General features: G+C 64.6%; 22 protein-coding genes. 12 read left to right on the top strand and 10 right to left on the bottom strand.

From position 1 onward, the window contains the following. Window positions 1–100 precede the first annotated feature (100 nt). Window positions 101–538: an NUDIX hydrolase gene (locus tag WDN01_07150; GenBank protein MEJ0025787.1), complete on the top strand. Its 438-nt coding sequence runs from the start codon at window positions 101–103 to the stop codon at window positions 536–538. Here WDN01_07150 and WDN01_07145 read toward each other — a convergent pair. Further along, window positions 535–804 (bottom strand): GNAT family N-acetyltransferase, encoded by a 270-nt coding sequence (locus WDN01_07145; protein ID MEJ0025786.1) that lies wholly within the window; start codon window positions 802–804, stop codon window positions 535–537. The two genes, WDN01_07150 and WDN01_07145, sit on opposite strands and share 4 nt — an antisense overlap. Next, entirely contained in the window at window positions 801–1,538 is a 738-nt protein-coding gene (locus tag WDN01_07140) for a TIGR02206 family membrane protein (GenBank protein MEJ0025785.1), read from the bottom strand. Before WDN01_07140 ends, WDN01_07145 begins: the two co-directional genes overlap by 4 nt. Window positions 1,539–1,619: 81 nt before the next feature. On the opposite strand from WDN01_07140, the gene WDN01_07135 reads away from it, so the two are divergent. The 4 genes from WDN01_07135 (at window position 1,620) to WDN01_07120 (ending at window position 5,749) form a co-directional block, all read left to right on the top strand. Then, complete coding sequence (locus WDN01_07135) at window positions 1,620–2,567, top strand: aldo/keto reductase family protein (protein MEJ0025784.1); 948 nt, start codon at window positions 1,620–1,622, stop codon at window positions 2,565–2,567. A gap of 209 nt (window positions 2,568–2,776) precedes the next feature. Beyond that, complete coding sequence (locus WDN01_07130) at window positions 2,777–3,211, top strand: OB-fold domain-containing protein (protein MEJ0025783.1); 435 nt, start codon at window positions 2,777–2,779, stop codon at window positions 3,209–3,211. Between the two features lie 10 nt (window positions 3,212–3,221). Continuing rightward, window positions 3,222–4,367: a thiolase family protein gene (locus WDN01_07125; protein MEJ0025782.1), complete on the top strand. Its 1,146-nt coding sequence runs from the start codon at window positions 3,222–3,224 to the stop codon at window positions 4,365–4,367. 77 nt (window positions 4,368–4,444) lie between these two features. Beyond that, complete coding sequence (locus WDN01_07120) at window positions 4,445–5,749, top strand: ectonucleotide pyrophosphatase/phosphodiesterase (GenBank protein MEJ0025781.1); 1,305 nt, start codon at window positions 4,445–4,447, stop codon at window positions 5,747–5,749. Here WDN01_07120 and WDN01_07115 read toward each other — a convergent pair. Further along, complete coding sequence (locus WDN01_07115) at window positions 5,746–5,964, bottom strand: DUF2842 domain-containing protein (protein ID MEJ0025780.1); 219 nt, start codon at window positions 5,962–5,964, stop codon at window positions 5,746–5,748. The two genes, WDN01_07120 and WDN01_07115, sit on opposite strands and share 4 nt — an antisense overlap. Window positions 5,965–6,120: 156 nt before the next feature. Here WDN01_07115 and WDN01_07110 point away from each other — a divergent pair, with 156 nt between their 5' ends. Further along, complete coding sequence (locus WDN01_07110) at window positions 6,121–6,417, top strand: hypothetical protein (protein MEJ0025779.1); 297 nt, start codon at window positions 6,121–6,123, stop codon at window positions 6,415–6,417. A gap of 52 nt (window positions 6,418–6,469) precedes the next feature. Here the strand turns inward: WDN01_07110 and WDN01_07105 are convergent, their stop codons facing one another. Continuing rightward, the gene (locus WDN01_07105) at window positions 6,470–8,194 is read right to left on the bottom strand and encodes a hypothetical protein (GenBank protein MEJ0025778.1); all 1,725 of its coding nucleotides are present in this window, start codon (window positions 8,192–8,194) and stop codon (window positions 6,470–6,472) included. A gap of 98 nt (window positions 8,195–8,292) precedes the next feature. On the opposite strand from WDN01_07105, the gene WDN01_07100 reads away from it, so the two are divergent. Next, window positions 8,293–9,354: a COX15/CtaA family protein gene (locus WDN01_07100; GenBank protein ID MEJ0025777.1), complete on the top strand. Its 1,062-nt coding sequence runs from the start codon at window positions 8,293–8,295 to the stop codon at window positions 9,352–9,354. Here WDN01_07100 and WDN01_07095 read toward each other — a convergent pair. The 5 genes from WDN01_07095 to WDN01_07075 all read right to left on the bottom strand — a co-directional run bounded on the left by WDN01_07095 (window position 9,320) and on the right by WDN01_07075 (window position 13,231). Further along, complete coding sequence (locus tag WDN01_07095) at window positions 9,320–10,591, bottom strand: O-acetylhomoserine aminocarboxypropyltransferase (GenBank protein MEJ0025776.1); 1,272 nt, start codon at window positions 10,589–10,591, stop codon at window positions 9,320–9,322. The two genes, WDN01_07100 and WDN01_07095, sit on opposite strands and share 35 nt — an antisense overlap. A gap of 61 nt (window positions 10,592–10,652) precedes the next feature. Further along, on the bottom strand, window positions 10,653–11,300 hold the full coding sequence (locus tag WDN01_07090) for a glutathione S-transferase (GenBank protein ID MEJ0025775.1): 648 nt from the start codon (window positions 11,298–11,300) through the stop codon (window positions 10,653–10,655). A 4-nt stretch (window positions 11,301–11,304) separates the two neighbouring features. Beyond that, window positions 11,305–11,820 (bottom strand): CoA-binding protein, encoded by a 516-nt coding sequence (locus WDN01_07085; GenBank protein MEJ0025774.1) that lies wholly within the window; start codon window positions 11,818–11,820, stop codon window positions 11,305–11,307. 56 nt (window positions 11,821–11,876) lie between these two features. Continuing rightward, window positions 11,877–12,680: an enoyl-CoA hydratase gene (locus WDN01_07080; protein ID MEJ0025773.1), complete on the bottom strand. Its 804-nt coding sequence runs from the start codon at window positions 12,678–12,680 to the stop codon at window positions 11,877–11,879. A gap of 11 nt (window positions 12,681–12,691) precedes the next feature. Continuing rightward, window positions 12,692–13,231, bottom strand: coding sequence for a hypothetical protein (locus WDN01_07075; protein MEJ0025772.1), 540 nt, complete (start codon window positions 13,229–13,231; stop codon window positions 12,692–12,694). Between the two features lie 85 nt (window positions 13,232–13,316). On the opposite strand from WDN01_07075, the gene WDN01_07070 reads away from it, so the two are divergent. From WDN01_07070 to WDN01_07050, 5 genes are all read left to right on the top strand, one after another. After that, window positions 13,317–13,685, top strand: coding sequence for a PRC-barrel domain-containing protein (locus WDN01_07070; GenBank protein MEJ0025771.1), 369 nt, complete (start codon window positions 13,317–13,319; stop codon window positions 13,683–13,685). A gap of 111 nt (window positions 13,686–13,796) precedes the next feature. Then, entirely contained in the window at window positions 13,797–14,831 is a 1,035-nt protein-coding gene (locus WDN01_07065) for an alpha/beta hydrolase fold domain-containing protein (protein MEJ0025770.1), read from the top strand. A 139-nt stretch (window positions 14,832–14,970) separates the two neighbouring features. Further along, a complete protein-coding gene (rplM, locus tag WDN01_07060; GenBank protein ID MEJ0025769.1) occupies window positions 14,971–15,444 on the top strand; it encodes a 50S ribosomal protein L13 in 474 nt (157 codons plus the stop codon). 60 nt (window positions 15,445–15,504) lie between these two features. Further along, window positions 15,505–15,942, top strand: coding sequence for a 30S ribosomal protein S9 (gene rpsI / locus WDN01_07055; protein ID MEJ0025768.1), 438 nt, complete (start codon window positions 15,505–15,507; stop codon window positions 15,940–15,942). A gap of 645 nt (window positions 15,943–16,587) precedes the next feature. Next, a complete protein-coding gene (locus tag WDN01_07050) occupies window positions 16,588–17,706 on the top strand; it encodes a tail fiber domain-containing protein (protein MEJ0025767.1) in 1,119 nt (372 codons plus the stop codon). A gap of 748 nt (window positions 17,707–18,454) precedes the next feature. Here the strand turns inward: WDN01_07050 and WDN01_07045 are convergent. Beyond that, entirely contained in the window at window positions 18,455–20,005 is a 1,551-nt protein-coding gene (locus WDN01_07045) for an IS66 family transposase (protein MEJ0025766.1), read from the bottom strand. Window positions 20,006–20,072 lie beyond the last annotated feature (67 nt).

Here is a 20,072-nt window from a genome sequence, read left to right as displayed (position 1 = left end):
AGGCAATCGTTCGCGTGCGGACGAAAACGCGTACACTTGCATGTAACGAATCGTGAGCTAATAGTTTGGAATGAGAGCGGCTTCGGCGATACCGCGCAGTGTGGCGGCCAGAACGACGGCGGGTACCCAGGTGGCCGCGCTGCCCTATCGCATGACCGAGGCCGGGATCGAGGTCCTGCTCATCACCTCGCGCCGCACGCATCGCTGGATCGTGCCCAAGGGCTGGCCGGCCAAGGGCTCGACGCCGCCGGCCGACGCGGCGCGCGAGGCGCTCGAGGAGGCCGGCGTGGTCGGCGAGATCGCGCAGGAGGCGATCGGCGTTTTCCACTACGTCAAGGAATTGAAGCATGGCGCGGGCTTGCCGTGCCGGGTGAGCCTCTATCCGCTGAAGGTCACGCGCCAGCGCAAGAGCTGGTCGGAAAAGGCGGCGCGGGACGCCAAATGGTACCCGGTCGGCGAGGCCGCGGCGCTGGTGAGCGAGCCGGAGCTCAAGCGCCTGATCCTGAAATTCGGGGCGCAGGCGCCGAAGAGCGCCTAATCCAGCACATCCGCCGCATCCTTGTGGCGGCGGAACCAGGCGAAGGCGTAGGAGCAGGTCGGTACGATCTTGAACCCCTCCGCGCGGGCTTTCGCGACGATCCCCTCCATCAGACGGCTCGCGGTGCCTTTGCCGCGCAAGGCCGGCGGCGCCTCGACATGCGGGATGACCACATGCAGGCCGTTGCGGCGATAATTGGCGAAGGCGGTCTGGCCGTCCTCCACGAGTTCGAAGCGGCTGCGGTCGTGGTTGTCGGCGACGGTCATGGCGCGGTAACGGCCTCGGTGCCGCCGGGTTGCGTCTGCCTTGCCGCGCGGATGCGGTCGATAACGAAGAACGGCGCGTAATAGACCAAGGTCGAGGCCAGCCCCATCAGGATCAGCACGCCGATATACCACGGCCAAGCCGGCATGACGTCGAGGATGGTCGGGTAGGGCGGTTTCGTCCGCAGCATCCCGTAATTGGCGCCGCTCGCCCAGTCGAACAGGCCCGCGGTGGCGGCGTAGACGAAGGACCAGCCGATCGCGCGCGGCAGCGACGACGGATAGGGCCGCATCTTCAGCCCGAAGGTCAGATAGAGCACGCTCGCGATGATGCCGCCGTGGAAGACGAAAAACAGCAGGAACTGGATGTCCGGGAAGTCGAGCTGAACGTCCGGCGTCAGCATGCCCTGGAGCGTGCCGGCCAGCGCCCAGAAATAGGCGAGCTCATAGGTCCGCTGGTTCGGCCAAAAGAGCGTGACGACCGTCGCCACCGTTGCCCAGTCGCACAGGTTGAGCGGGAATTCGTTGTCGACGCCGAGCCAGCCCTTGCCGTGCAGGAGCAGCATCCAGCCGAACCAGTTGATCGTCATCGCCGCGCCCAGCGTCCAGCGTACCGCTCGGTCGGTGATGGGATGGGCAAGCGGCTTCACCAGCCAGGCGGCGGCCAGCGGCAGCAAGAAAGGCAGGCACAACGCGACGATGTGACTGAGGCCGAACAGGGCGAAAGGCGCGGCCATCCCGGGGTCTCCCTCGTTATTCCTTTGACTTGGGGGCGGCTGATTTCCGATCCTTGAGGCAGAACAGCAAAAGGAAGCCCCATGAAATACCGCAAACTCGGCGCCAGCGACCTTTCCGTGTCGGAGATTTCCCTGGGTTCGTGGCTGACTTATGGCGTCGGCGTGGAGAAAGAAAGCGCGCTCGCCTGCCTCAACCGTGCCTTCGAGCTGGGCATCAACTTCATCGACACCGCGAATGTCTACGGCCGCGGCGCGGCGGAGAGCTTCCTGGGCGAGGCGCTGGCAGGCCGGCCGCGCGCCTCCTATGTCCTGGCGACCAAGGTGTTCTTCCCGATGAGCGACAGTGACAAGGGCTTGTCGCGGGCGCAGATCGAAAAGCAGCTCGATGCCTCGCTCAAGCGGCTCAAGACCGACTTCGTCGATCTCTATCAGTGCCACCGTTACGACGCCGACACGCCGCTGGACGAGACCATGGAGGCGCTGACCAAGGCGGTGAAGAGCGGCAAGACGCGCTATATCGGCTTCTCCGAATGGTCGCCGGACCAGATCGAAGCGTCCATCGCGACGAAAGGCGTCGAACACTTCGTCTCCAGCCAGCCGCAATATTCGCTCCTGTGGCGCCGGCCCGAAGAGAAGGTCATTCCGCTCAGCGCCAGGAACGGCATTTCGCAGATCGTGTGGTCGCCGCTGGCGCAAGGCGTGCTGACGGGAAAATACGATCCCGCCGCCCCGCCGCCGGCCGGCAGCCGCGCGACCTCGGAGGCGATGGGCAGCTTCATCGGCCGCCTGATGACCAAGCCCGTGCTCCAGGCCGTGCAGAAGCTGAAGCCGCTGGCGCAAGAGGCCGGTCTTACGCTCGGCCAGTTCGCGCTCGCCTGGGTGCTGCGCGAGCCCAACATCGCGAGCGCCATCGTCGGCGCCAGCCGCCCCGCGCAGCTCGACGAGAACGCCGGCGCCAGCGGCGCCAAGGTCGATCCGGCGCTGTTCGCAAAGGCCGAAGCGATCGTGGCGGAGGCATTGCCCGGCTAGCGTCCGATCGGCGGTCACATCACCCGGTGTCATCCGCCGCAAATGCCGCGGACCCAGATGAAATCTGCACCGGCGATGCAGGCCACAACCAGAGCCCTGCATTCGCGGGCGCGACAGCAATAAATTGTCGGCCGAGCTTCCCTTGGGGAATCGTTGCGTTGCGGCTCCAACCGGGATTTGCTCTTCCGCAAATTCAGGGAGAACCACATATGTCAGCCGCCGGCGTGAAACCGGCGCCCACCACGAAGGGCGCTGTGCCGTTTCTGAAAGTCCCCAAGGAAGGCGAGCCCTATCTCGCCGGATCGAAGTGCGGCAAATGCGGCGAGGTCGCGGTCGGCACGCGCGAGACCTGCGGCCGTTGCGGCGCGCGCCAGGGCGTCGAGCCCGTCAAGCTCGCGAGCACCGGCAAGCTCTACAATTTCACCGTCGTGCACCGGAATTTTCCGGGCGTGCCGGTGCCGTTCATCTCCGCGATCGTCGACGTCGACGGCGGCGGCACGCTGAAGGGCAATCTGCTCGGCGTCGATCCCGATCCGGCCAAGATCAAGTTCGACATGCCGGTGAACATCGTGATCCGGCCGGTCCCCCAGAAGGACAAGGACGGCAATTCCTATCTCGCCTATTTCTTCGAACCCCGGAATTGAGGAGCAAGCCATGAGCAACGACGTCTATGTCGTCGGAACCGACATGATCAAGTTCGGGCGCTTCCCGGAGCGGTCCGTTCCCGAACTCGGCGCCCAGGCCGCCCTGATGGCGCTCGACGATTGCGGGCTGACCATCCACGACATGCAGGCGCTCTACAGCGGCAACCTGTTCGAGGCCAGCGCCGGCGTCGGCCAGCGCATCCTGCGCGAGATCGGCCAGACCGGCATTCCGGTGGTGAACACCGCGAACGCCTGCGCCACCGGCGCGACCGCGTTCCGCGAGGGCTGGATGGCGATCAAGGCCGGTATCTACGACGTCGTGCTCTGCGTCGGCTCGGAGCAGATGGGTTCGGGCCTGCTCGGCGGCGGGGGCGGAAGCAAGGGCATCCCGACCGAAGGCCTGCTCGGCTCCGGTACGATGCCGAGCGTGTTCGCCCATGTCGGCCTGGAGCACACGCGCCAGTACGGCACGACCTTCGAACAGTTCGCCAAAGTGTCGGTGAAGAACCACCATCACTCGACGCTCAATCCCAAGGCGATGTACCAGAAGGAAACGCCGCTGGAAGAAGTGATGGGCGCGGAGATGATCTCCTATCCCAACACCAAGCTGATGTGCTCGGTGAATGTCGACGGTTCGGCCGCGGCGGTGCTGTGCTCGGAGAAGAAGGCCCGCGAGCTCGGCCTGATGGGCCGCGCTGTGAAGGTTCGCGCGTCCGCGCTGACCTCCGATCCCTACACGCCGCGCAACATCGCGATGATGGATTTCAACGCGGTGACGCGGCTTGCCGCCAAGACCGCCTATGAGATGGCGGGACTCGGCCCGGACGAGGTCGATCTGATCGAGCTGCACGACTGTTTCGCGACGGCGGAGCTCGTGCACTACGAGAATCTCGGCCTGTGCAAGGACGGCGAGGCGGGCCGGCTGATCGATACCGGTGAGACGCAGCTCGGCGGGCGCATCCCGGTGAACGTCTCGGGCGGGCTTCTGTCCAAGGGCCATCCGCTCGGTGCCACGGGGATCGCCAACATCTACGAAGTGACGACGCATCTGCGCGGCGAGGCCGGAAACCGCCAGGTCGACGGCGCCCGAATCGGCCTGACGCATGTCGTCGGCGCCGGCAGCGCTTGCGCGGTGCACATCCTCGAAAAAGCGTAGCGCATAGCAGCCTTGCGAAGACATTGCGGCGCGGCGGGAGTAATGTCCCGCCGCTTTTTGCTTTCCGGGGGGATGTCGTGAAGCGTTTTCTCGTTATTTTGGCCATCGTGCTGTTCGGCGCCTTTCCGGCGGCGAGCGCCCCCAATCTGCACGACGAAATTCTTACGACCGCTCCCGAACGCACCGTCGTGTACGTGCTGTTCGACGGTTTCTCGCCCGCCGAACTCGACGCGGCGCATCCGACCCCGAATTTCGACCGGCTGCGGCGCGAAGGCGCGTGGTCCCGCCATCTGGTGCCGGCCTTTCCCTCCGTCTCGCTGATCAACCACACCACGGCCTACACCGGATGCTGGCCGGAGCATCACGGTATCCTGTCGAACCTGTTCGACGATCCGAAGAAGGGGCGCTTCGGCGAGGAAGGCGGCGACGCCGCCGACGCGGCGTGGCGCACCGGCTGCGAGACGATGTGGGAGGCGGCGGAGCGCCAGGGCGTGCGCGCCGCGGCGTTCAATACCGTCAGCCGCTGGTCGAGCAAGACGGGCGCGCGGGCGACCTACATCAATCCCGAAGTGCCGTGGAAAAAGCACGAAAGCGACGACACGATCATCGAGCGCGCGCTCAAGCTGCTGAAGGACAACGGACCGAACCATCCGCGCCTGATCGCGCTCTATTTCTCGATTCCCGACAGCGTGGCGCATGGCCACGGCGTGACCGGCGCCGAGACCCAGGAGGCCGTGAAGCGCGCGGATGCGATCACGGGCCGTCTGATGGCGGCGCTCAAGGCGCTGCCGCCGGGGCGCGAAGGCACGCTCGTGATCGGCACCGATCACGGCATGATCGATGTCGGCCCGATGATCAATCTGGGTCGAATCTGGGCGGAGAACGACATCCATGCCGACCAGGCGACCGACGGCGCGAGCGCTTATGTCTATGTCGACAGGCAGCACGATAGCGTCGATCGGGTCGAAAAGGCGCTGAAGAAATATCCCGATCTCTTCGCGGTCTATCGCAAGGGCCATTATCCCGCCTATGCGCATCTGGGCACCGGCCCGCGCGCCGGCGACCTGCTGCTCGTGACGCATCCGCCCTACTGGATGGCGGGCTTCGAACTCTACCCGTCCTGGGCGAAGTATCTCGGCATCGACTGGTTCTGGCCGCTCGCCTTCGTCCCGCCGACCGTGCATCTCGCCGCGACGCACGGTTACGATCCGGCCGTGGTGCAGATGCACGGCATCTTCTACGCCTGGGGCGCGGGCGTGCGGCCCGGCGAGATCAAGCGGCTCGACCAGATCGACGTGCATCCCACGGTGATGACGCTCCTGGGCCTGCGGCCCGGCCGTCCGGTGGACGGCCACGCGGTGGCGACGGTAAGCGCGCCTTAGGGGTGTCCGGCCTTCGGTTCGCGGAACATCCAGGGAAGCATCAGCCCCACCGGCACCGCCCAGAGCATTCCGGCGATGGCGTAGAACAGAAAGGCCGCGAGCCCGCTGGCGCGCGGCAGCACCAGCACGGCGATGCCGGATGCGACCAGGGCATAGGCCGGCAACCAGATCAGAATCAGGATCGTGCCGATCAGCTTTTTTACGCGCACCGTCACGCGGCGACCTTTCGAATGGACCGCGCCATGTAAGAGGCCTCGCGGTTCCGCGGTCAAGCGCCGGAACCTCGTCCGGGTTCATGAAACCTTGGAAACCATGATCGGCATCGGGCGTTCGCCAAGCGAGGGTCGTGGGGAAACCAGGGAGACAACGACATGAGAATACTTCTCGCGGCCGCGGCCGCCACCATGCTCGCCACCGCAGCCTTTGCCGCCGATCCGGTGCCACCACCCGCGCCGACCACCGCGCCGACGGTCACCACCCCGGCCAGCACAGCAAGCGCTGCCACCTGCGCGGAGCTGATCACGCAGGCGAAGGGTATGACCCTTCCGAGCGATACGGCCAAGGCACAGCAGGTGAGGCAGGAACTTGCTACCGCCGACGCGGCCAATGACGACGCCACCTGCAAGAGCCACGCGAATGCCGCGCTGAACCTTCTCAGCGGCATGTAGTCGATCGCCGACCGTCATGGCCATCGTTGGAGATGGCCATGACGGCCGGTTCTTAGAACCGGGAGCTCGTCAACGTCACGTCGGCGCGTTTCCAGATTTTTGCGAATTCCTTACGCGTCGCCGCTGCGGCGGCCTTGTCGCCCAGTGCGTCTTGCGCTTGCGCCAGGCCGTAAAGCGCCCAGCCGTCGAGGCGATAGGTCTTGAGGCTTCGCGCATAGACCTCCGCTGCTTCCTTTGCGCGGCCGGCCTGCAGCAGCGCGGCGCCGAGCAGATGGCTCGACGGCTGATGCCAATAGGGCGGCTCGGTGTAGGGCAGGGCCTCCTCCAGGTCGCGCGCCTTGGAGAAGAAGGCGATGGCGGTTTCGATGTCGCCGGAGGTGCGCGCGATCTCGCCGCGAAGATCGGCCAGCGCGATCTGCGCCATCTCCTGGGCCGGAATGCCCTTGAGCGCGGCGAGGCCCGGATCGTCGATGAGCGCGGCCAGCGCCTTGCGTTCGGTCTCTGCGTTCGTCTTGTCGCCTTTGTTGGCATAAGCGAAGCCCCGCGCCAGGTGCGCGATGACGAGATCGAGCTTCAGGTCGTCGGCCGGCAGAGGCTCGGCGAGCACGGCATCCCATTTGCCGAAACGCAGCAGCGTGGCGACGGGCGTGAAGATGAAAAGCTGGACGCCGTAATTGCGCCTTACGTCTTCGGGCTTGCCGGCAACGTTCACCAGCCGGCGCGCCGCATCGATGGAGGCCTGGTAGCGGCCTTCCATCTCCGACGAAGTCCACAGGAAGTGGATGTTGTGTCCGTAATAGCCGACCGGATAATAGCCCTGGGCATGGCAGGCGGCGATATATTGCTCGTCGACCAGCGCCGCCAGCGTGTTGACCTTCGCGGCGTCCTCATAGCGGCCGATGCGATAGTAGATGTGCGACGGCATGTGCACGATATGGCCCGCGCCCGGCATCAGCTTTTCCAGCCGGTCCGCGGCGATCTCAGCGCGCTCCGGCGTCGTCGTCGCTTCCACCGCATGAATGTAAAGATGCAGCGCCCCCGGATGGTAGGGCGAGCGCTCGATGACGCCTTCGAGCGTCGCGACGATGGCAAGGCCACGGCCCTTCGGGGTCACGCCGTCCTGCTCCCAATAACCCCAGGGCTGGGTGTCCATCATCGCCTCGGCATAGAAGGTGCCGGCATCGAGATCGTTCGGATATTTCTTCCACAATTCGCCCATCGCGCGCGCGAAGGCGTCGTCGAGACGGGCGCGGTCTGCCTTGGGATCCGCGGAATAGCGTTCCGTCAGCGCGTTGATCCAGTCGCGCTCCTCGGGCGAGGCGTAGCGCTCGAGCGCCACGGCGTTGGAGACCGCTTGCCAGGCCGGCTTGATCGCGTCGTCGGGCATCGGAAGGTTGATATTGGGGCCCAGCGCCATCGCGACGCCCCACCAGCACATCGCGCAATGCGGATCGAGGCGGGCGCCCTCGCGGAACGACCGGATCGCCTCGGCATGGTTAAAGCCGAACATCAGATTGACGCCCTGGTCGAACAGGCGCTGCGTCATCGCGTTCTTCGTCGAGATCTTGTGCGTGTGGCTGCCCAGGCCCTTGAAGAGCGGCGCGCCGGGCTTGTCGGCCTCGCCCATATACACCGCCGGCATGGGGTCGATCATCTTCATGACCATGCCGGACATCGGCATCGCCGCGCCCATGGGCATGCCGTCCGGCATCGTGTCCGCGGCCAGTGCCGCCGGCACGGCCAGGGCGAGGGCAAGGGCGGCAATCGCGATCTTCATGGGTTCCTCTTCTCCCGATCCATGTTTCAAGCACGCGCCGGGCCGCCGCGACAAGATGGCGGCAAGACCTTGGGCGGCCGTGGCTTTATGCAGGCGTCATGAAGCAAGCGGCTCCCGATTTCTGGCGCAGCCGCCGGGCGGTCGGGATCTGGCTGCTGGCGGTGGCGGCGATCATCCTGGGCATGGTGACGGTCGGCGGCCTGACGCGGATCACCGGCTCCGGCCTTTCGATCACGGAATGGGACGTGCTCATGGGCGCCGTCCCGCCGCTGACCGACGCGCAATGGCAGGACGCCTTCGCCAAATACCGGCGCATCCCGCAATACATCCACGAGAACGCCGGCATGAGCCTGGCCGCGTTCAAGGGCATCTTCTGGTGGGAATGGGCGCACCGGCTCCTGGGCCGCCTGCTCGGCGTGTTCTTCCTGGTGCCGTTTCTCTGGTTCGCCTGGACCGGCGCCATCCGCCGCGCCGAGTGGCCGCGCATGGTTCTGCTGTTCCTGCTGGGCGGACTGCAGGGCTTTGTCGGCTGGTGGATGGTCGAGAGCGGCCTCGAGACGCGCCTCAGCGTGTCGCAATACCGCCTCGCGATCCATCTCGGCGTAGCGCTGATCCTGCTGGTGGCGATGGTGTGGATCGCGCTGGAATATCTGCGGCTGGACGAAAAACCGGCGACGGCCTCGCGCGCGCCGCACTTCCCCTTCGTCATCGCCGCGCTGATCTATGTGCAGACGCTGCTCGGCGCGCTCGTTGCGGGCCTGCATGCGGGATTGCTCTACAACACCTGGCCGTCGATGGACGGGCGCTTTGCGCCGGAAGACGTTTTCGTCCAACGCCCCTGGTGGATCAATTTCTTTGAAAACCCCGGCACGGCGCAATTCGATCACCGCATGGGCGCGTATATCGTCGCGATCTCGGTCTTTGCCCTGTGGTGGCGCGAGCGGGGAAGACTTACGGGCTGGGCGCGGCGCAGCGGCAATGCGCTGCTGCATCTCACCCTGTTCCAAATCGTGCTCGGCATCGCCACGCTTCTGCTGCAGGCGCCCGAATTCCTCGCCGCGGCCCACCAGCTAACCGCCGCGCTGCTGCTGTGCACGGCGGTGTGGCATGGCTTCGAGATGAAATTCAGCCCCCCATCGCCTGATCCAGATCGGCGATGATGTCCTCGACGCTTTCGATGCCGATCGACAGCCGCATGACCTCGTTGCCGGCGCCGGCCCTGGCGCGCTCGTCGTCGTTGAGCTGGCGATGCGTCGTCGAGGCGGGATGGATGATCAGGCTGCGGGTGTCGCCGACATTGGCGAGATGGCTGATCAGCTTGACGCCGTTCACGACCTTCACGCCCGCGTCATAGCCGCCCTTCAGGCCGAAGGTGAACACCGCGCCGGCGCCCTTGGGGCAATAGGTGCGGTGCAGTCCGTAGGAGGGATTGTCCTCCAGCCCGGCATAGTTTACCCACGCGACCTTCGGGTTCTTCTGCAGCCATCTGGCGACCGCCAGCGCGTTGTCGCAATGCTTTTGCATGCGCAGCGGCAGGGTCTCGGTGCCGGTGATGACCAGGAACGCGTTCATCGGCGACAGCGCCGGCCCCAGATCGCGCAGGCCGAGCACGCGACAGGCGATGGCGTAAGCCATGTCGCCGAACGTCTCCCACAGCTTCATGCCGTGATAGGACGGGCAGGGCTCGCTCAGCGTCGGATATTTGCCGCCGCCCCAATCGAACTTGCCGCTGTCGACGATGATGCCGGCCATCGAGTTGCCGTGGCCGCCGAGGAACTTCGTGGCTGAATGCAGCACGATGTCGGCGCCCCATTCGATGGGGCGGATCAGATAGGGCGAGGCCAGCGTGTTGTCGACGATCAGCGGCACGCCTGCGGCATGGGCGATGCCGGCGATGGCCTCGATGTCGCTGATGATGCCGCCGGGATTGGCGATGCTCTCGATGAACACGGCCCGCGTGCGATCGTCGATCTGCGCCTTGAACGACGCCGGATCGGTGGTGTCGGCCCATTTCACATGCCAGTCGAATTTGGCGAAGCCCTGGGAGAACTGGTTGATCGAGCCGCCATAGAGCTGGCGCGCCGCGACGATATTGTCGCCCGGGCTCATCAGCGTGTGCAGCGCGATGAGCTGCGCGGCGTGGCCCGAGCCGACGGCGAGCGCCGCGCGGCCGCCCTCGAGCGCCGCGACACGCTCCTCCAGCACCGCATTGGTCGGGTTCATGATGCGCGAATAGATGTTGCCGAAGACCTGGAGGTTGAACAGCGCCGCGGCGTGGTCGGCATCCTCGAACACATAGGCGGTGGTCTGGTAGATCGGGGTCGCCCGCGCGCCGGTGGCGGGATCGGGCTGCGCGCCGGCATGGACGGCGAGCGTGTTGAAACCGTAGTCGGACATGGCTTCCTCCGTGGGCGGGTAGAAACTCTACCTATTCAATAGGGTATAGATCAACGCCGCGTCAGAAAGCGAGGCGGCCTTTCAGATCGTCGAACGCGATCATGACATGTTCGCGATAGGCCGGGCGAGCCTTGAGACTTTCATACCATGCCTCGACACGGGGCAGGGCGGGGCGGTCGATCTCCAGCTCGAAATAGCGGTAGAGCTGGGTCGCGGCGGGGATGTCGCCGAAGGTGAAGGTGTCGCCGGCGACGAAGGCGCCGGTCTCCAGATGGCGGTCCAGCAGACGAAACAGGATAGCACAGCGCGCGATGGCCTTGCGGATCGCGGGCCAGTTCCGCTGGTCTTCCGGCGTCCGGTAGAAGCCCCAGAACACGCCGTTCATGAAGGCTGGCTGGAGATCCGCGAGCGTCCAGTCGGTCCATTGGTCGGCCCGCGCGCGGATGCCTGGGTCGTCGGGCCAGAGCGAGCCCGCCCCGTATTTCGCCGCGAGATAGCGCAGGATGGCATGACTTTCCCACACCACCATCCCACCATCGTCGATCACCGGCACGCGGCGGTTGGGATTGAGCGCGCCGAATTCATCGGTATCCAGCAGACCGAAGGATCCGCCGGCCGGGATGTGCTCATGCGCCAGGCCGAGCTCGCCGACCGCCCATAGCACCTTTTGAACGTTGATCGAGTTTCGGCGACCCCAAATCTTCAGCATCGCCTCAGACGCGCTTGAGCGATCCGCCCTTGCCGAAGAGCAGGGGCTTGCGGTTGTCGATCACCTTGCGGTTGACGCCCATCCAGCCGATCTCGCCGGAGAAGCGGCCATGCTCGATCTTCGGGCAACGGTCCATGATGACGGTGAGGCCGGCCTCCCGCGCCAGCGCCGCCGCCTCTTCGTTGATCACGCCGAGCTGCATCCAGATCGTCTTGATGCCGAGGCGGTCCTTCTCGGCCAGCGCCTCGCGCACGATCTCGGGCGCGGCGTCGGAGGCGCGGAAGATGTCGACCATGTCGACCGGGGCGGGCACGTCCTTGAGCGCGCCATAGACGGTCTGGCCGAGGATCTTCTTTCCCACCATCGAGGGATTGATCGGATGGATCGTGTAGCCCTTGGCGAGCAGGTACATCATCGCGAAATAGGACGGCCGCATGTCGTTGCCGGACGCCCCGACCATGGCGATGGTCTTGGTCGAGCGCAGGATCGATTTGATCAGGTCGTCGGGATAACCGGGCATGAGCGCTACTTAGTGCTTTCGGCGCCCGAAATCACCCCCCAAGGGAAGGCGATGGATCACGCCGGCCATTTCGGTTCGCGTTTTTCCACGAAAGCGCCGATGCCTTCCTCGGCCTCGGAGCCGAGCATGTTCAGGGTCATGACCTGGCTCGCATAGTCGTAGGCCTCGCCCAGGCCCATCTCGATCTGGCGGTAGAACGCCTCCTTGCCGATCTTCAGCGTGCCGTGCGGCTTGGTGGCGATCAGGGCGGCGAGCTTGGCGGTCTCCTCCGCCAGCGTCTCGGGCGCGACGACGCGGTTGATCAGGCCGATGCGGCGGGCTTCCTCGGCCGCGATCGTCTCGCCGGTCAGCAGCATTTCCATCGCGTGCTTGCGCGCGACGTTGCGCGACAAGGCCACCATCGGCGTCGAGCAGAACAGGCCGATATTGACTCCGGGCGTCGCGAATTGCGCCGCGGCGGAGGCGACGGCCAGGTCGCAGCTCGCGACGAGCTGGCAGCCGGCGGCGGTGGCGATGCCCTGGACCTGCGCGATCACCGGCTTGGGATGGCGCACGATGGTCTGCATCAGCCGGGAGCATTGCGCGAACAGCGCGGCGAAATAGGCCTTGCCCTTGTCGGCATCGGTGCGGCGCGCGGTCATCTCCTTGAGGTCGTGGCCGGCGGAGAAGGCCGGGCCGTCGGCGGCGATGACGATCACGCGAACGGAGGTGTCGGCCGCCGCCGCGTCGAGCGCGTCCTGCAAGGCCGTCATCAGGCCCTGGCTCAGCGCGTTGCGCGCCGGGCCGCGGTTGAGCGTGAGGCGCAGCACGGCGCCGTCCTGCGCGGCGAGCACCAGGGGAATGGTTGCGGGTGCGTTCATCTTAACTCTCCTCAATCCCCGCCGAACCAGTTGAAGGCGGCATCGAAGCTCTTGGCGCCGATCGTCAGCTTGCCTTTTAGCACAGGATGGTCGTCGGGATGCGGCACATCGGGCGTCGGCTTCTTGAAGAAATCGGCGCTGAATGTTCCCTCGAAAGTGATCGTACCGAGCGTCTTGTCGGTCCCGACGAAGCGCAGATGGCCGTCGCCGAGCGCATAGGCCGTGGGCAGGACCCGGATCTGGCCGGTATGGTACGGAATGCTGTCCTCGCCGGTCTTCACCGGGCTGGTCAGGTCCTCGAACTCCACCATCACGCCGCCGAACGCCTTGTCGGATTTTCCGGACTCGAAGGTCTTCAGGTCGTCGGGCGGCGCGACGAACAGGTTGCGCACCGACCACTTGCCGGCCGCGATCGGCGACGCCGGCAGGAAGTAGCCGAAATAGTCCTTCGATTTGTCGCTCGCGAATCCCTTGAGCGGCTGGGGAGGCGCCGCGATGGCCATGCCGCCGATGGCGAACGCGAGAGCGAGGGCGGCGAGTTGCGACTTCATGAGGAACTCCAAATAGGAACCAGTGAAATCCGGAACGAAGGCAGTAAGAGGACGTTCTGAGAATGCGTCCCAAGGGAGATACTACATGACAACGGTGAGCGGTCACACCTCCGCAATTCTGGCCTCCAAGGTCAAAGGCACGAGCGTTTACGATCAGGCTGGCGATAAGATCGGCCATGTCGAGGACATCGTGCTCGACAAGCAGTCCGACCGCATCATGTTCGCCGCGCTCGGGCAGGGCGGCGTGCTCGGTCTCGGCGAGAAGTTCTTCCCGGTCCCGTGGTCGATGCTCGGCTATTCGAAGGACATGGGCGGTTATGTCGTGCCGGTGGCGCAGGACGTGATCTCCAAGGCTCCGACCTACCGGCTCGAAGACCTCACGAAGAACGACGGCGATTTCGGCAAAATCCGCGAGAGCTCCTACGACTACTTCAACATTAAGCGCGACTGGTAAGCCCCCCCATACCTGTCGTGTGAGAAGGCCCGGCTGTCCCCCACAGCCGGGCCTTTTCTTTTGTGCCCGACAGTTCCTAGACTGCGGCCTGTCTTCCGGAGAATGCACGCCATGGCCTCCAAGCTCGCCGAAGATCCGCGCATCGATCCCCGCATCAAGGCCTTTCTGGGCGCCATGCCGCCGATTTCGCCGGCCGGCAACGTCGCCGGCCGCGAGGAGATGCTGGCCGCGGAGAACACTGAAGCGGCCAAGGCCGCCGCCGCGCAACTCACCGCCATGATGAACATGGTGGACAATGAGCAGGTCGCGCCCTCGGCCGGGCTCGCCATACGCACCGAGACCTTCCGCTCCGAGCCGGACGGCAATACGGTCAAGATCCAGTTCATCCGGCCGGACAATGGCGAGCGGCTGCCTTGCGTCTACTACATCCATGGCGGCGGCATGGCGACGATGTCGTGCTTCGACGGGATGTACCGGGCCTGGGGCCGCATCATCGCGGCGCAAGGCGTCGCGGTCGCGATGGTCGATTTCCGCAATTGCCTCCGCGCCTCCTCGGCGCCGGAGGTCGAACCCTTTCCGGCCGGTCTCAACGATTGCGCCGCGGGGCTGCGCTGGGTGCATGCCCATGCGGACCTGCTGAAGATCGATCCCAAGCGGATCGTGATCGCGGGCGAGAGCGGCGGCGGCAACCTGACGCTCGCCACCGGCATGAAGCTGACGAAGGAGGGCGATGCCGGCCTCGTCAAGGGGCTCTACGCGCTCTGCCCCTACATCGCCGGGATTTGGCCGCAGCCGCAATATCCCTCGTCGATCGAGAACAACGGCATCCTGCTCGAACTGCACAACAACCGCGGCGCCATGGGCTACGGGATCGAGGCATACGAAGCGCGCAATCCGCTGGCCTGGCCGGCCTTCGCGACGGAAGACGACGTGAAGGGCCTGCCGCCGACCGTGATCAGCGTCAACGAATGCGATCCGCTGCGCGACGAAGGCATCGCGTTCTATCGCCTGCTCTTGAGGGCCGGCGTGCCGGCGCGCGCCCATGTGGCGCTCGGCACGGTGCACGGCACGGAAATCTTTGCCGTCACCTGTCCTGACATCAGCCGCGAAGCGGCCGTCGCCATCGCGGATTTCGCCAGGGCCTAAGTCCGGGGCGCGGCCCGGACAATGCGGTATCATGATACCGCATCAAAAAAGTGCCGGTTTCCCGGCGCTTTGTCTTGACCTGTGGCTTCGCGCCGCGTAATAGCGGCGCCCTGAACCGAAATTCCTCACAGGTAACCCGATGAAAACCTACTCGGCCAAGGCGTCCGAGATCGAGAAGAAATGGATCCTCGTCGATGCCGAAGGGCTCGTCGTCGGCCGGCTTGCCTCGATCCTCGCGCTGCGCCTGCGCGGCAAGCACAAGACGACCTTCACGCCCCATATGGACTGCGGCGACAATATCGTCGTGATCAACGCCGCCAAGATCGTCCTCACCGGCAACAAGATGAAGGACAAGACCTACTACCACCACACCGGTTACATCGGCGGCATCAAGGAGCGCACCGCGGGCCAGATCATGCGCGGCAAATTCCCCGAGCGCGTGCTGCACAAGGCGGTGGAACGCATGCTGCCGCGCGGGCCGCTCGGCCGGCGCCAGCTCTCCAATCTGCGCGTCTATGCCGGGGCGGAGCATCCGCACGCGGCGCAGCAGCCCGAGCCGTTCGACGTGGCGAAACTCAATCCCAAGAACACCAACTACAAGAAGGCAGGCTAAGCCATGGCGGAAGACGTCAAGAGCTTCGGCGAACTCAAGTCCACGCTGATCAAGGCCAAGGTGCCGGAGAAGGCGGAACCCGGCGAGCAGCCCAAGTCCAACCGCGACTCCAAGGGCCGCGCCTATGCCACCGGCCGCCGAAAGAACGCGGTGGCGCGGGTATGGATCAAGCCAGGCCGCGGCACGATCACGGTCAACGGCCGCGACGAGAAGGTCTATTTCGCGCGGCCCGTGCTGCGCATGATCCTGCGTCAGCCCCTGATCGCGACCAACCGCGACGGCCAGTTCGACGTGATCGTCACCGTTGTCGGCGGCGGCCTGTCGGGGCAGGCGGGCGCGGTGCGCCACGGCATTTCCCGCGCCCTGGTTCGCTATGAGCCGACGCTGCGCGCGGCGCTGAAGCCGGGCGGCTTCCTGACGCGCGATCCGCGCGCCGTGGAGCGCAAGAAATACGGCCGCCCCAAGGCGCGTCGTTCGTTCCAGTTCAGCAAGCGCTGATCCGGCAGCTTCACTCCGTCGTTCAGAAACAGCGGCTTACAGAAATGTGAGCCGCTGTTTCGTCAGGCGCCCACCCCGCATCGCGGGTTTGACAAGCCGCTTCCAGCTATCGCTTTGCACCATTCGTGCACAAAAACGGCGCGGAGGAGAGCGACGGTCGCATACGAGAACTGTCACTCGATCGGGAACGGCGCGCTCTTCTTGTACACGCGACCGAGCCGCAAGAGGAAGACAGGGCAGACTCGTCCTGTCCGGCCCGCGATTTCCAGCCGACGTCGGACGTCGAAGACATGCTCAGCCTGCCAAACCGCGGCATCGATTTGAGGCCGTTGATCGATGGATGTCGTCCAATCGCTGCACATGGCTTGCGTCAACAAGCTGGATAATTTTTGCACAAATGGCTCGAGCAAATATTCGTGCGATGGACGTCTTGCAAGCCCGAGCGCGAGTTCGTACCGTCTACTTCTTGCGGCTCGTTCAGCTCGCCTGGTTTTGGCCGTTCTGAATTGAAATTCGTCGCGTTTCGTGAGCGCTGCGTCCTGGCGTGAGTGCTATCGCTCAAATCCAGAGTTTACTAGCCGCTTCGGCGGGCCCGCACCGCGGCGATGCGAACGGCTTGTGGCACTTAGAATTTTGGGGGCTGACATGCGTCGCGGCATCGTATTTGCGTTTCTTGTCTATGCGTGCGGCGCATGCGCCTCGACCGCACAAGCGGCAAGCTGTCCGGCGCCACCCACGCTGGCAAATGGCCAGACGGCCAACGCCAACGACATCCTCGGTGTATTCAGTTGCATCAACGGTAACTTTGCGCCGCTCACGGGTCCGTCCTTCACGGGCAATGTCGGCATCGGGACGGCTTCGCCATCCGCCACACTTACGATACAAGGCGCGGGCACCGGCTCGGGCGTGAACTTCCAGACGACGAACGCCTCGCACACGCCTCTCATTACCGCAGTCGACAACGGAAACGTCAGCATCGGCGCGCCTGGCGCCAGCTCAAGGCTCAGCATCGGGGTCGCCACCGACAACACTGGCGTCTTTGATCTCCAAGACCGCAGCGTGAACAGCGTCGTTTTCGGCGCGACCGCCAACAGCACGTCCATTGCTGGGCTTGCTGTCAAGAATCTTGTATGGGGCAGCTCGAGCTCCGGCAGCGACATGGTTTTCGGTCCCAGCACCGCTGCCACGACCGCGTTGGTGCTGAAAGCAAACGGCAACATCGGCATCGGGACGACATCCCCCGCGGTGTCGCTCGATGTCGTCGGAACCATCCGCCAGAGCGGCTGCGTCACCGCCGGCACGCTCGCGGTCAATGGGTCCGGCGACATCATCTGTTCGTCGGATGCCCGTCTGAAGAACGTGCTTGGCGACTACGCCGGCGGCCTGGCCGCAGTCGTCCATCTGTCGCCCAAGCTCTTCACCTACAGGCCGACCCGCGGCGATCCGAACGAGACTTTCGTGCATGCCGGCTTCCTTGCGCAGGATGTCATGTCGGTCATCCCGCAGGCATCGGCCCTCCAGCGCGACGGCTATTACTCGCTCGACACCACCGCAATTCTCGCCGCGACGGTCAACGCGGTGAAGGAGCTGAAAGCCATCGCCGACAAGCAAGCTAAAGAAATCACAGTTCTCAAAGCAAAACTTGTCGAAGCTGATCGTCGTCTCACGGACGCCCATCTAAAGCAGGCATCAGCCATCGAAGAGTTGCGAGTCGAGATCGCGGAAATAAGGCATGCGAGTCAACTCAAGACAGCATCGCGGTGAGCCCAGAACTCGCTACGTGCAATCGTATATTTTCGGCGGGGCTCAGATTGGGGAAACCGCGGCGTTCAGATCTGCTGCCGACGCGACGCATACTTACAAGCTGGCTGATAGGTCATGGTTGCATGAAAACTGCGGCTTGAAGAATGGGAGATATTGATGCGCAATCTAAAGATTATGTGGCTCGGCATTCTACTGGCTTCGCCGGCTAGCGCAGCAGAAACGATCACATACACGTACGATGCGCTAGGCAGGCTGGTTCATACTGTTCATGCTGGAAGCGTGAACAATGGCCAGCAATCTACTTATACCCACGATCCGGCCGGAAACCGAAAAAATGCATCGACCACAAGGGGAGCTCCTTAAGTTTGGTCACTCTTGCTGCTCCGATCTATGGCGAAGAGCGAGCGACCTTCCAATTATCGAGCACACAATATGTGCCTACAGCGGCTGACGGCTCAACATTCGTTGATAACGGCAGCACCTGCACTTGGACCAAGCGCGACGGCACCAAGATCGTTTTCGCGGCGTTCCACGAAAGCGGCAATCCGCTTTGCCTAAGCAACAATATCATCGGCATCAGCTATCCCGACGGGCGGATCGCTACGTACTACTACTATGGCTCGTTCTCTACATCGGATAGCTGGACCCCGAGCCCGATTCTCTCCATCGCGACGAACTCGGGCTATATGCTGAAATATCGCTATCCGGGAACGCCGGCATTCGGCACCCAAAGTAAGCGTCCGGTGATCTACGCGGCTTTGGCGAGCGGAATGGCGGCCCAGTTCCAGGGGAGGATCTCGGTGATGCGGTTGATGGGATGGTCGGCGATTCGGGCGGTCACGTCGCGCAGCCAGGCTTCGGGATCGAGGCCGTTGAGCTTGGCGGTCTCGATGAGGGAGTAGATGGCGGCGGCACGTTCGCCGCCAGCGTCGGAACCGGCGAAGAGGTAGTTCTTGCGGCCGAGGGCGAGCGGGCGGATGGATCGCTCGGCGGCATTGTTGTCGATCTCCAGCCGGCCGTCGTCGAGGTATCGCGCGAGCGCCGTCCATCGCCCGAGCGCATAGCGGATTGCCGCGGCAAGATCGGTCTTTGGCGACAGCTTTTGCTTCGTCGCGGCAAGCCAGGCATGGAGCGCGTCGAGCAACGGCTTGGCCTTTTCCCGCCGCACTCTTTGCCGTTCGTCGGGCGGTCTGCCGCGGGCTTCTTCTTCGACGCGATAGAGCGCGCCGATGCGGCCAAGCGCTTCCTTGGCGATGGGCGAGCCATTCGCGGCATGCACGTCGAAGAACTTGCGCCGGACATGCGCCCAGCAGGCGGCTTCGGCGATTTGGCCCTTCTCGAAGATGGCATTGAAGCCGGCATAGCCGTCGGCATGCAGCACCCCCTTAAAAGCCTTTAGATGCAAGGCCGGATGCTCACCCTTGCGGTCGGGCGAGTAGAAGTAGACGGCTGCCGGTGCGAGCTTGCCGTTATGAGGCCGCTCATCACGCACATAGGTCCACAGCCGCCCGGTTTTGGCCTTTCCGGTTCCCGGCGCCAGCACCGGCACCGGCGTGTCGTCACCGAAGAGAACATCGGATGCCATCACGTCTTTGCGCAGGGCATCGACCAAAGGCGCAAGCAGCGCGCTCGCACGTCCCACCCAGTCCGCCAAGGTCGAGCGTTCCAGATCGATGCCGCGGCGTTCGTAAATCCCGCTCTGGCGATAGAGCGGCAAGTGATCGGCGTATTTGGCAACCAGCACATGGGCGAGCAGGCCAGGCCCTGGGCGGCCGCGTTCGATCGGCAGCGACGGCAACGGCGCCTGGGTGATCGCCTCGCACCTGCGGCACGAGAACTTCGGCCGCACATGCCGGATGACCTTGAACGACGACGGCACATACTCCAGCAGCTCGGTGACGTCTTCGCCCAGACGGCGCAAGTCGCCGCCGCAACGGGGACAGGCGCATTGCGTAGCATGCAGGATCGTCTCGCGGGGCAGATGATCCGGCAACGGCCGCCGCACGGGCTTTTGCAGCGTGTCCGGCGAGGCTGGCGAAGGCGCGGCCGGGGCGGCGGCACTGCTTTCCTGCAGATCGTCCAGCAGCAACTCGAGCTGCTCGATCTGCTGGTCGAGCTTTTCCGACGAACGGCCGAACTGCATGCGCTTGAGCCGATGCAGTTGCGCCAAAACCTGTTCGATGCGCAAATCCTTCGCGCGCAACTCGGCGTCCTTGGCTTCGATCAGCGCCGCCTGCTCGCGCACCAGCGCCTTCAGGGCCTGGGGATCGTCGGGCAGCGAATCGGGAGCAACCGTCATGGCGCAATGCCACCACAGCAAGCTTCCCAAGGCGATTGCTGCGCACTTCCCACGAGTCAGCGTGCCG

The sequence above is a fragment of the Rhizomicrobium sp. genome (genome assembly GCA_037200985.1).
GTDB lineage: Bacteria > Pseudomonadota > Alphaproteobacteria > Micropepsales > Micropepsaceae > Rhizomicrobium.
The sequence above is the reverse complement of the archived record's forward strand: the minus strand, read 5'-3'. Positions and strand labels throughout refer to the sequence as shown.

What these genes read in the sequence shown, in the direction of transcription:
- WDN01_07145 (MEJ0025786.1), bottom strand. Translation starts at nt 804, where the DNA reads ATGACCGTCGCCGACAACCACGACCGCAGCCGCTTCGAACTCGTGGAG.
- WDN01_07140 (MEJ0025785.1), bottom strand. Translation starts at nt 1,538, where the DNA reads ATGGCCGCGCCTTTCGCCCTGTTCGGCCTCAGTCACATCGTCGCGTTG.
- WDN01_07135 (MEJ0025784.1), top strand. Translation starts at nt 1,620, where the DNA reads ATGAAATACCGCAAACTCGGCGCCAGCGACCTTTCCGTGTCGGAGATT.
- WDN01_07130 (MEJ0025783.1), top strand. Translation starts at nt 2,777, where the DNA reads ATGTCAGCCGCCGGCGTGAAACCGGCGCCCACCACGAAGGGCGCTGTG.
- WDN01_07125 (MEJ0025782.1), top strand. Translation starts at nt 3,222, where the DNA reads ATGAGCAACGACGTCTATGTCGTCGGAACCGACATGATCAAGTTCGGG.
- WDN01_07110 (MEJ0025779.1), top strand. Translation starts at nt 6,121, where the DNA reads ATGAGAATACTTCTCGCGGCCGCGGCCGCCACCATGCTCGCCACCGCA.
- WDN01_07105 (MEJ0025778.1), bottom strand. Translation starts at nt 8,194, where the DNA reads ATGAAGATCGCGATTGCCGCCCTTGCCCTCGCCCTGGCCGTGCCGGCG.
- WDN01_07100 (MEJ0025777.1), top strand. Translation starts at nt 8,293, where the DNA reads ATGAAGCAAGCGGCTCCCGATTTCTGGCGCAGCCGCCGGGCGGTCGGG.
- WDN01_07095 (MEJ0025776.1), bottom strand. Translation starts at nt 10,591, where the DNA reads ATGTCCGACTACGGTTTCAACACGCTCGCCGTCCATGCCGGCGCGCAG.
- WDN01_07090 (MEJ0025775.1), bottom strand. Translation starts at nt 11,300, where the DNA reads ATGCTGAAGATTTGGGGTCGCCGAAACTCGATCAACGTTCAAAAGGTG.
- WDN01_07085 (MEJ0025774.1), bottom strand. Translation starts at nt 11,820, where the DNA reads ATGCCCGGTTATCCCGACGACCTGATCAAATCGATCCTGCGCTCGACC.
- WDN01_07080 (MEJ0025773.1), bottom strand. Translation starts at nt 12,680, where the DNA reads ATGAACGCACCCGCAACCATTCCCCTGGTGCTCGCCGCGCAGGACGGC.
- WDN01_07075 (MEJ0025772.1), bottom strand. Translation starts at nt 13,231, where the DNA reads ATGAAGTCGCAACTCGCCGCCCTCGCTCTCGCGTTCGCCATCGGCGGC.
- WDN01_07070 (MEJ0025771.1), top strand. Translation starts at nt 13,317, where the DNA reads ATGACAACGGTGAGCGGTCACACCTCCGCAATTCTGGCCTCCAAGGTC.
- WDN01_07065 (MEJ0025770.1), top strand. Translation starts at nt 13,797, where the DNA reads ATGGCCTCCAAGCTCGCCGAAGATCCGCGCATCGATCCCCGCATCAAG.
- rplM (MEJ0025769.1), top strand. Translation starts at nt 14,971, where the DNA reads ATGAAAACCTACTCGGCCAAGGCGTCCGAGATCGAGAAGAAATGGATC.
- WDN01_07050 (MEJ0025767.1), top strand. Translation starts at nt 16,588, where the DNA reads ATGCGTCGCGGCATCGTATTTGCGTTTCTTGTCTATGCGTGCGGCGCA.
- WDN01_07045 (MEJ0025766.1), bottom strand. Translation starts at nt 20,005, where the DNA reads ATGACGGTTGCTCCCGATTCGCTGCCCGACGATCCCCAGGCCCTGAAG.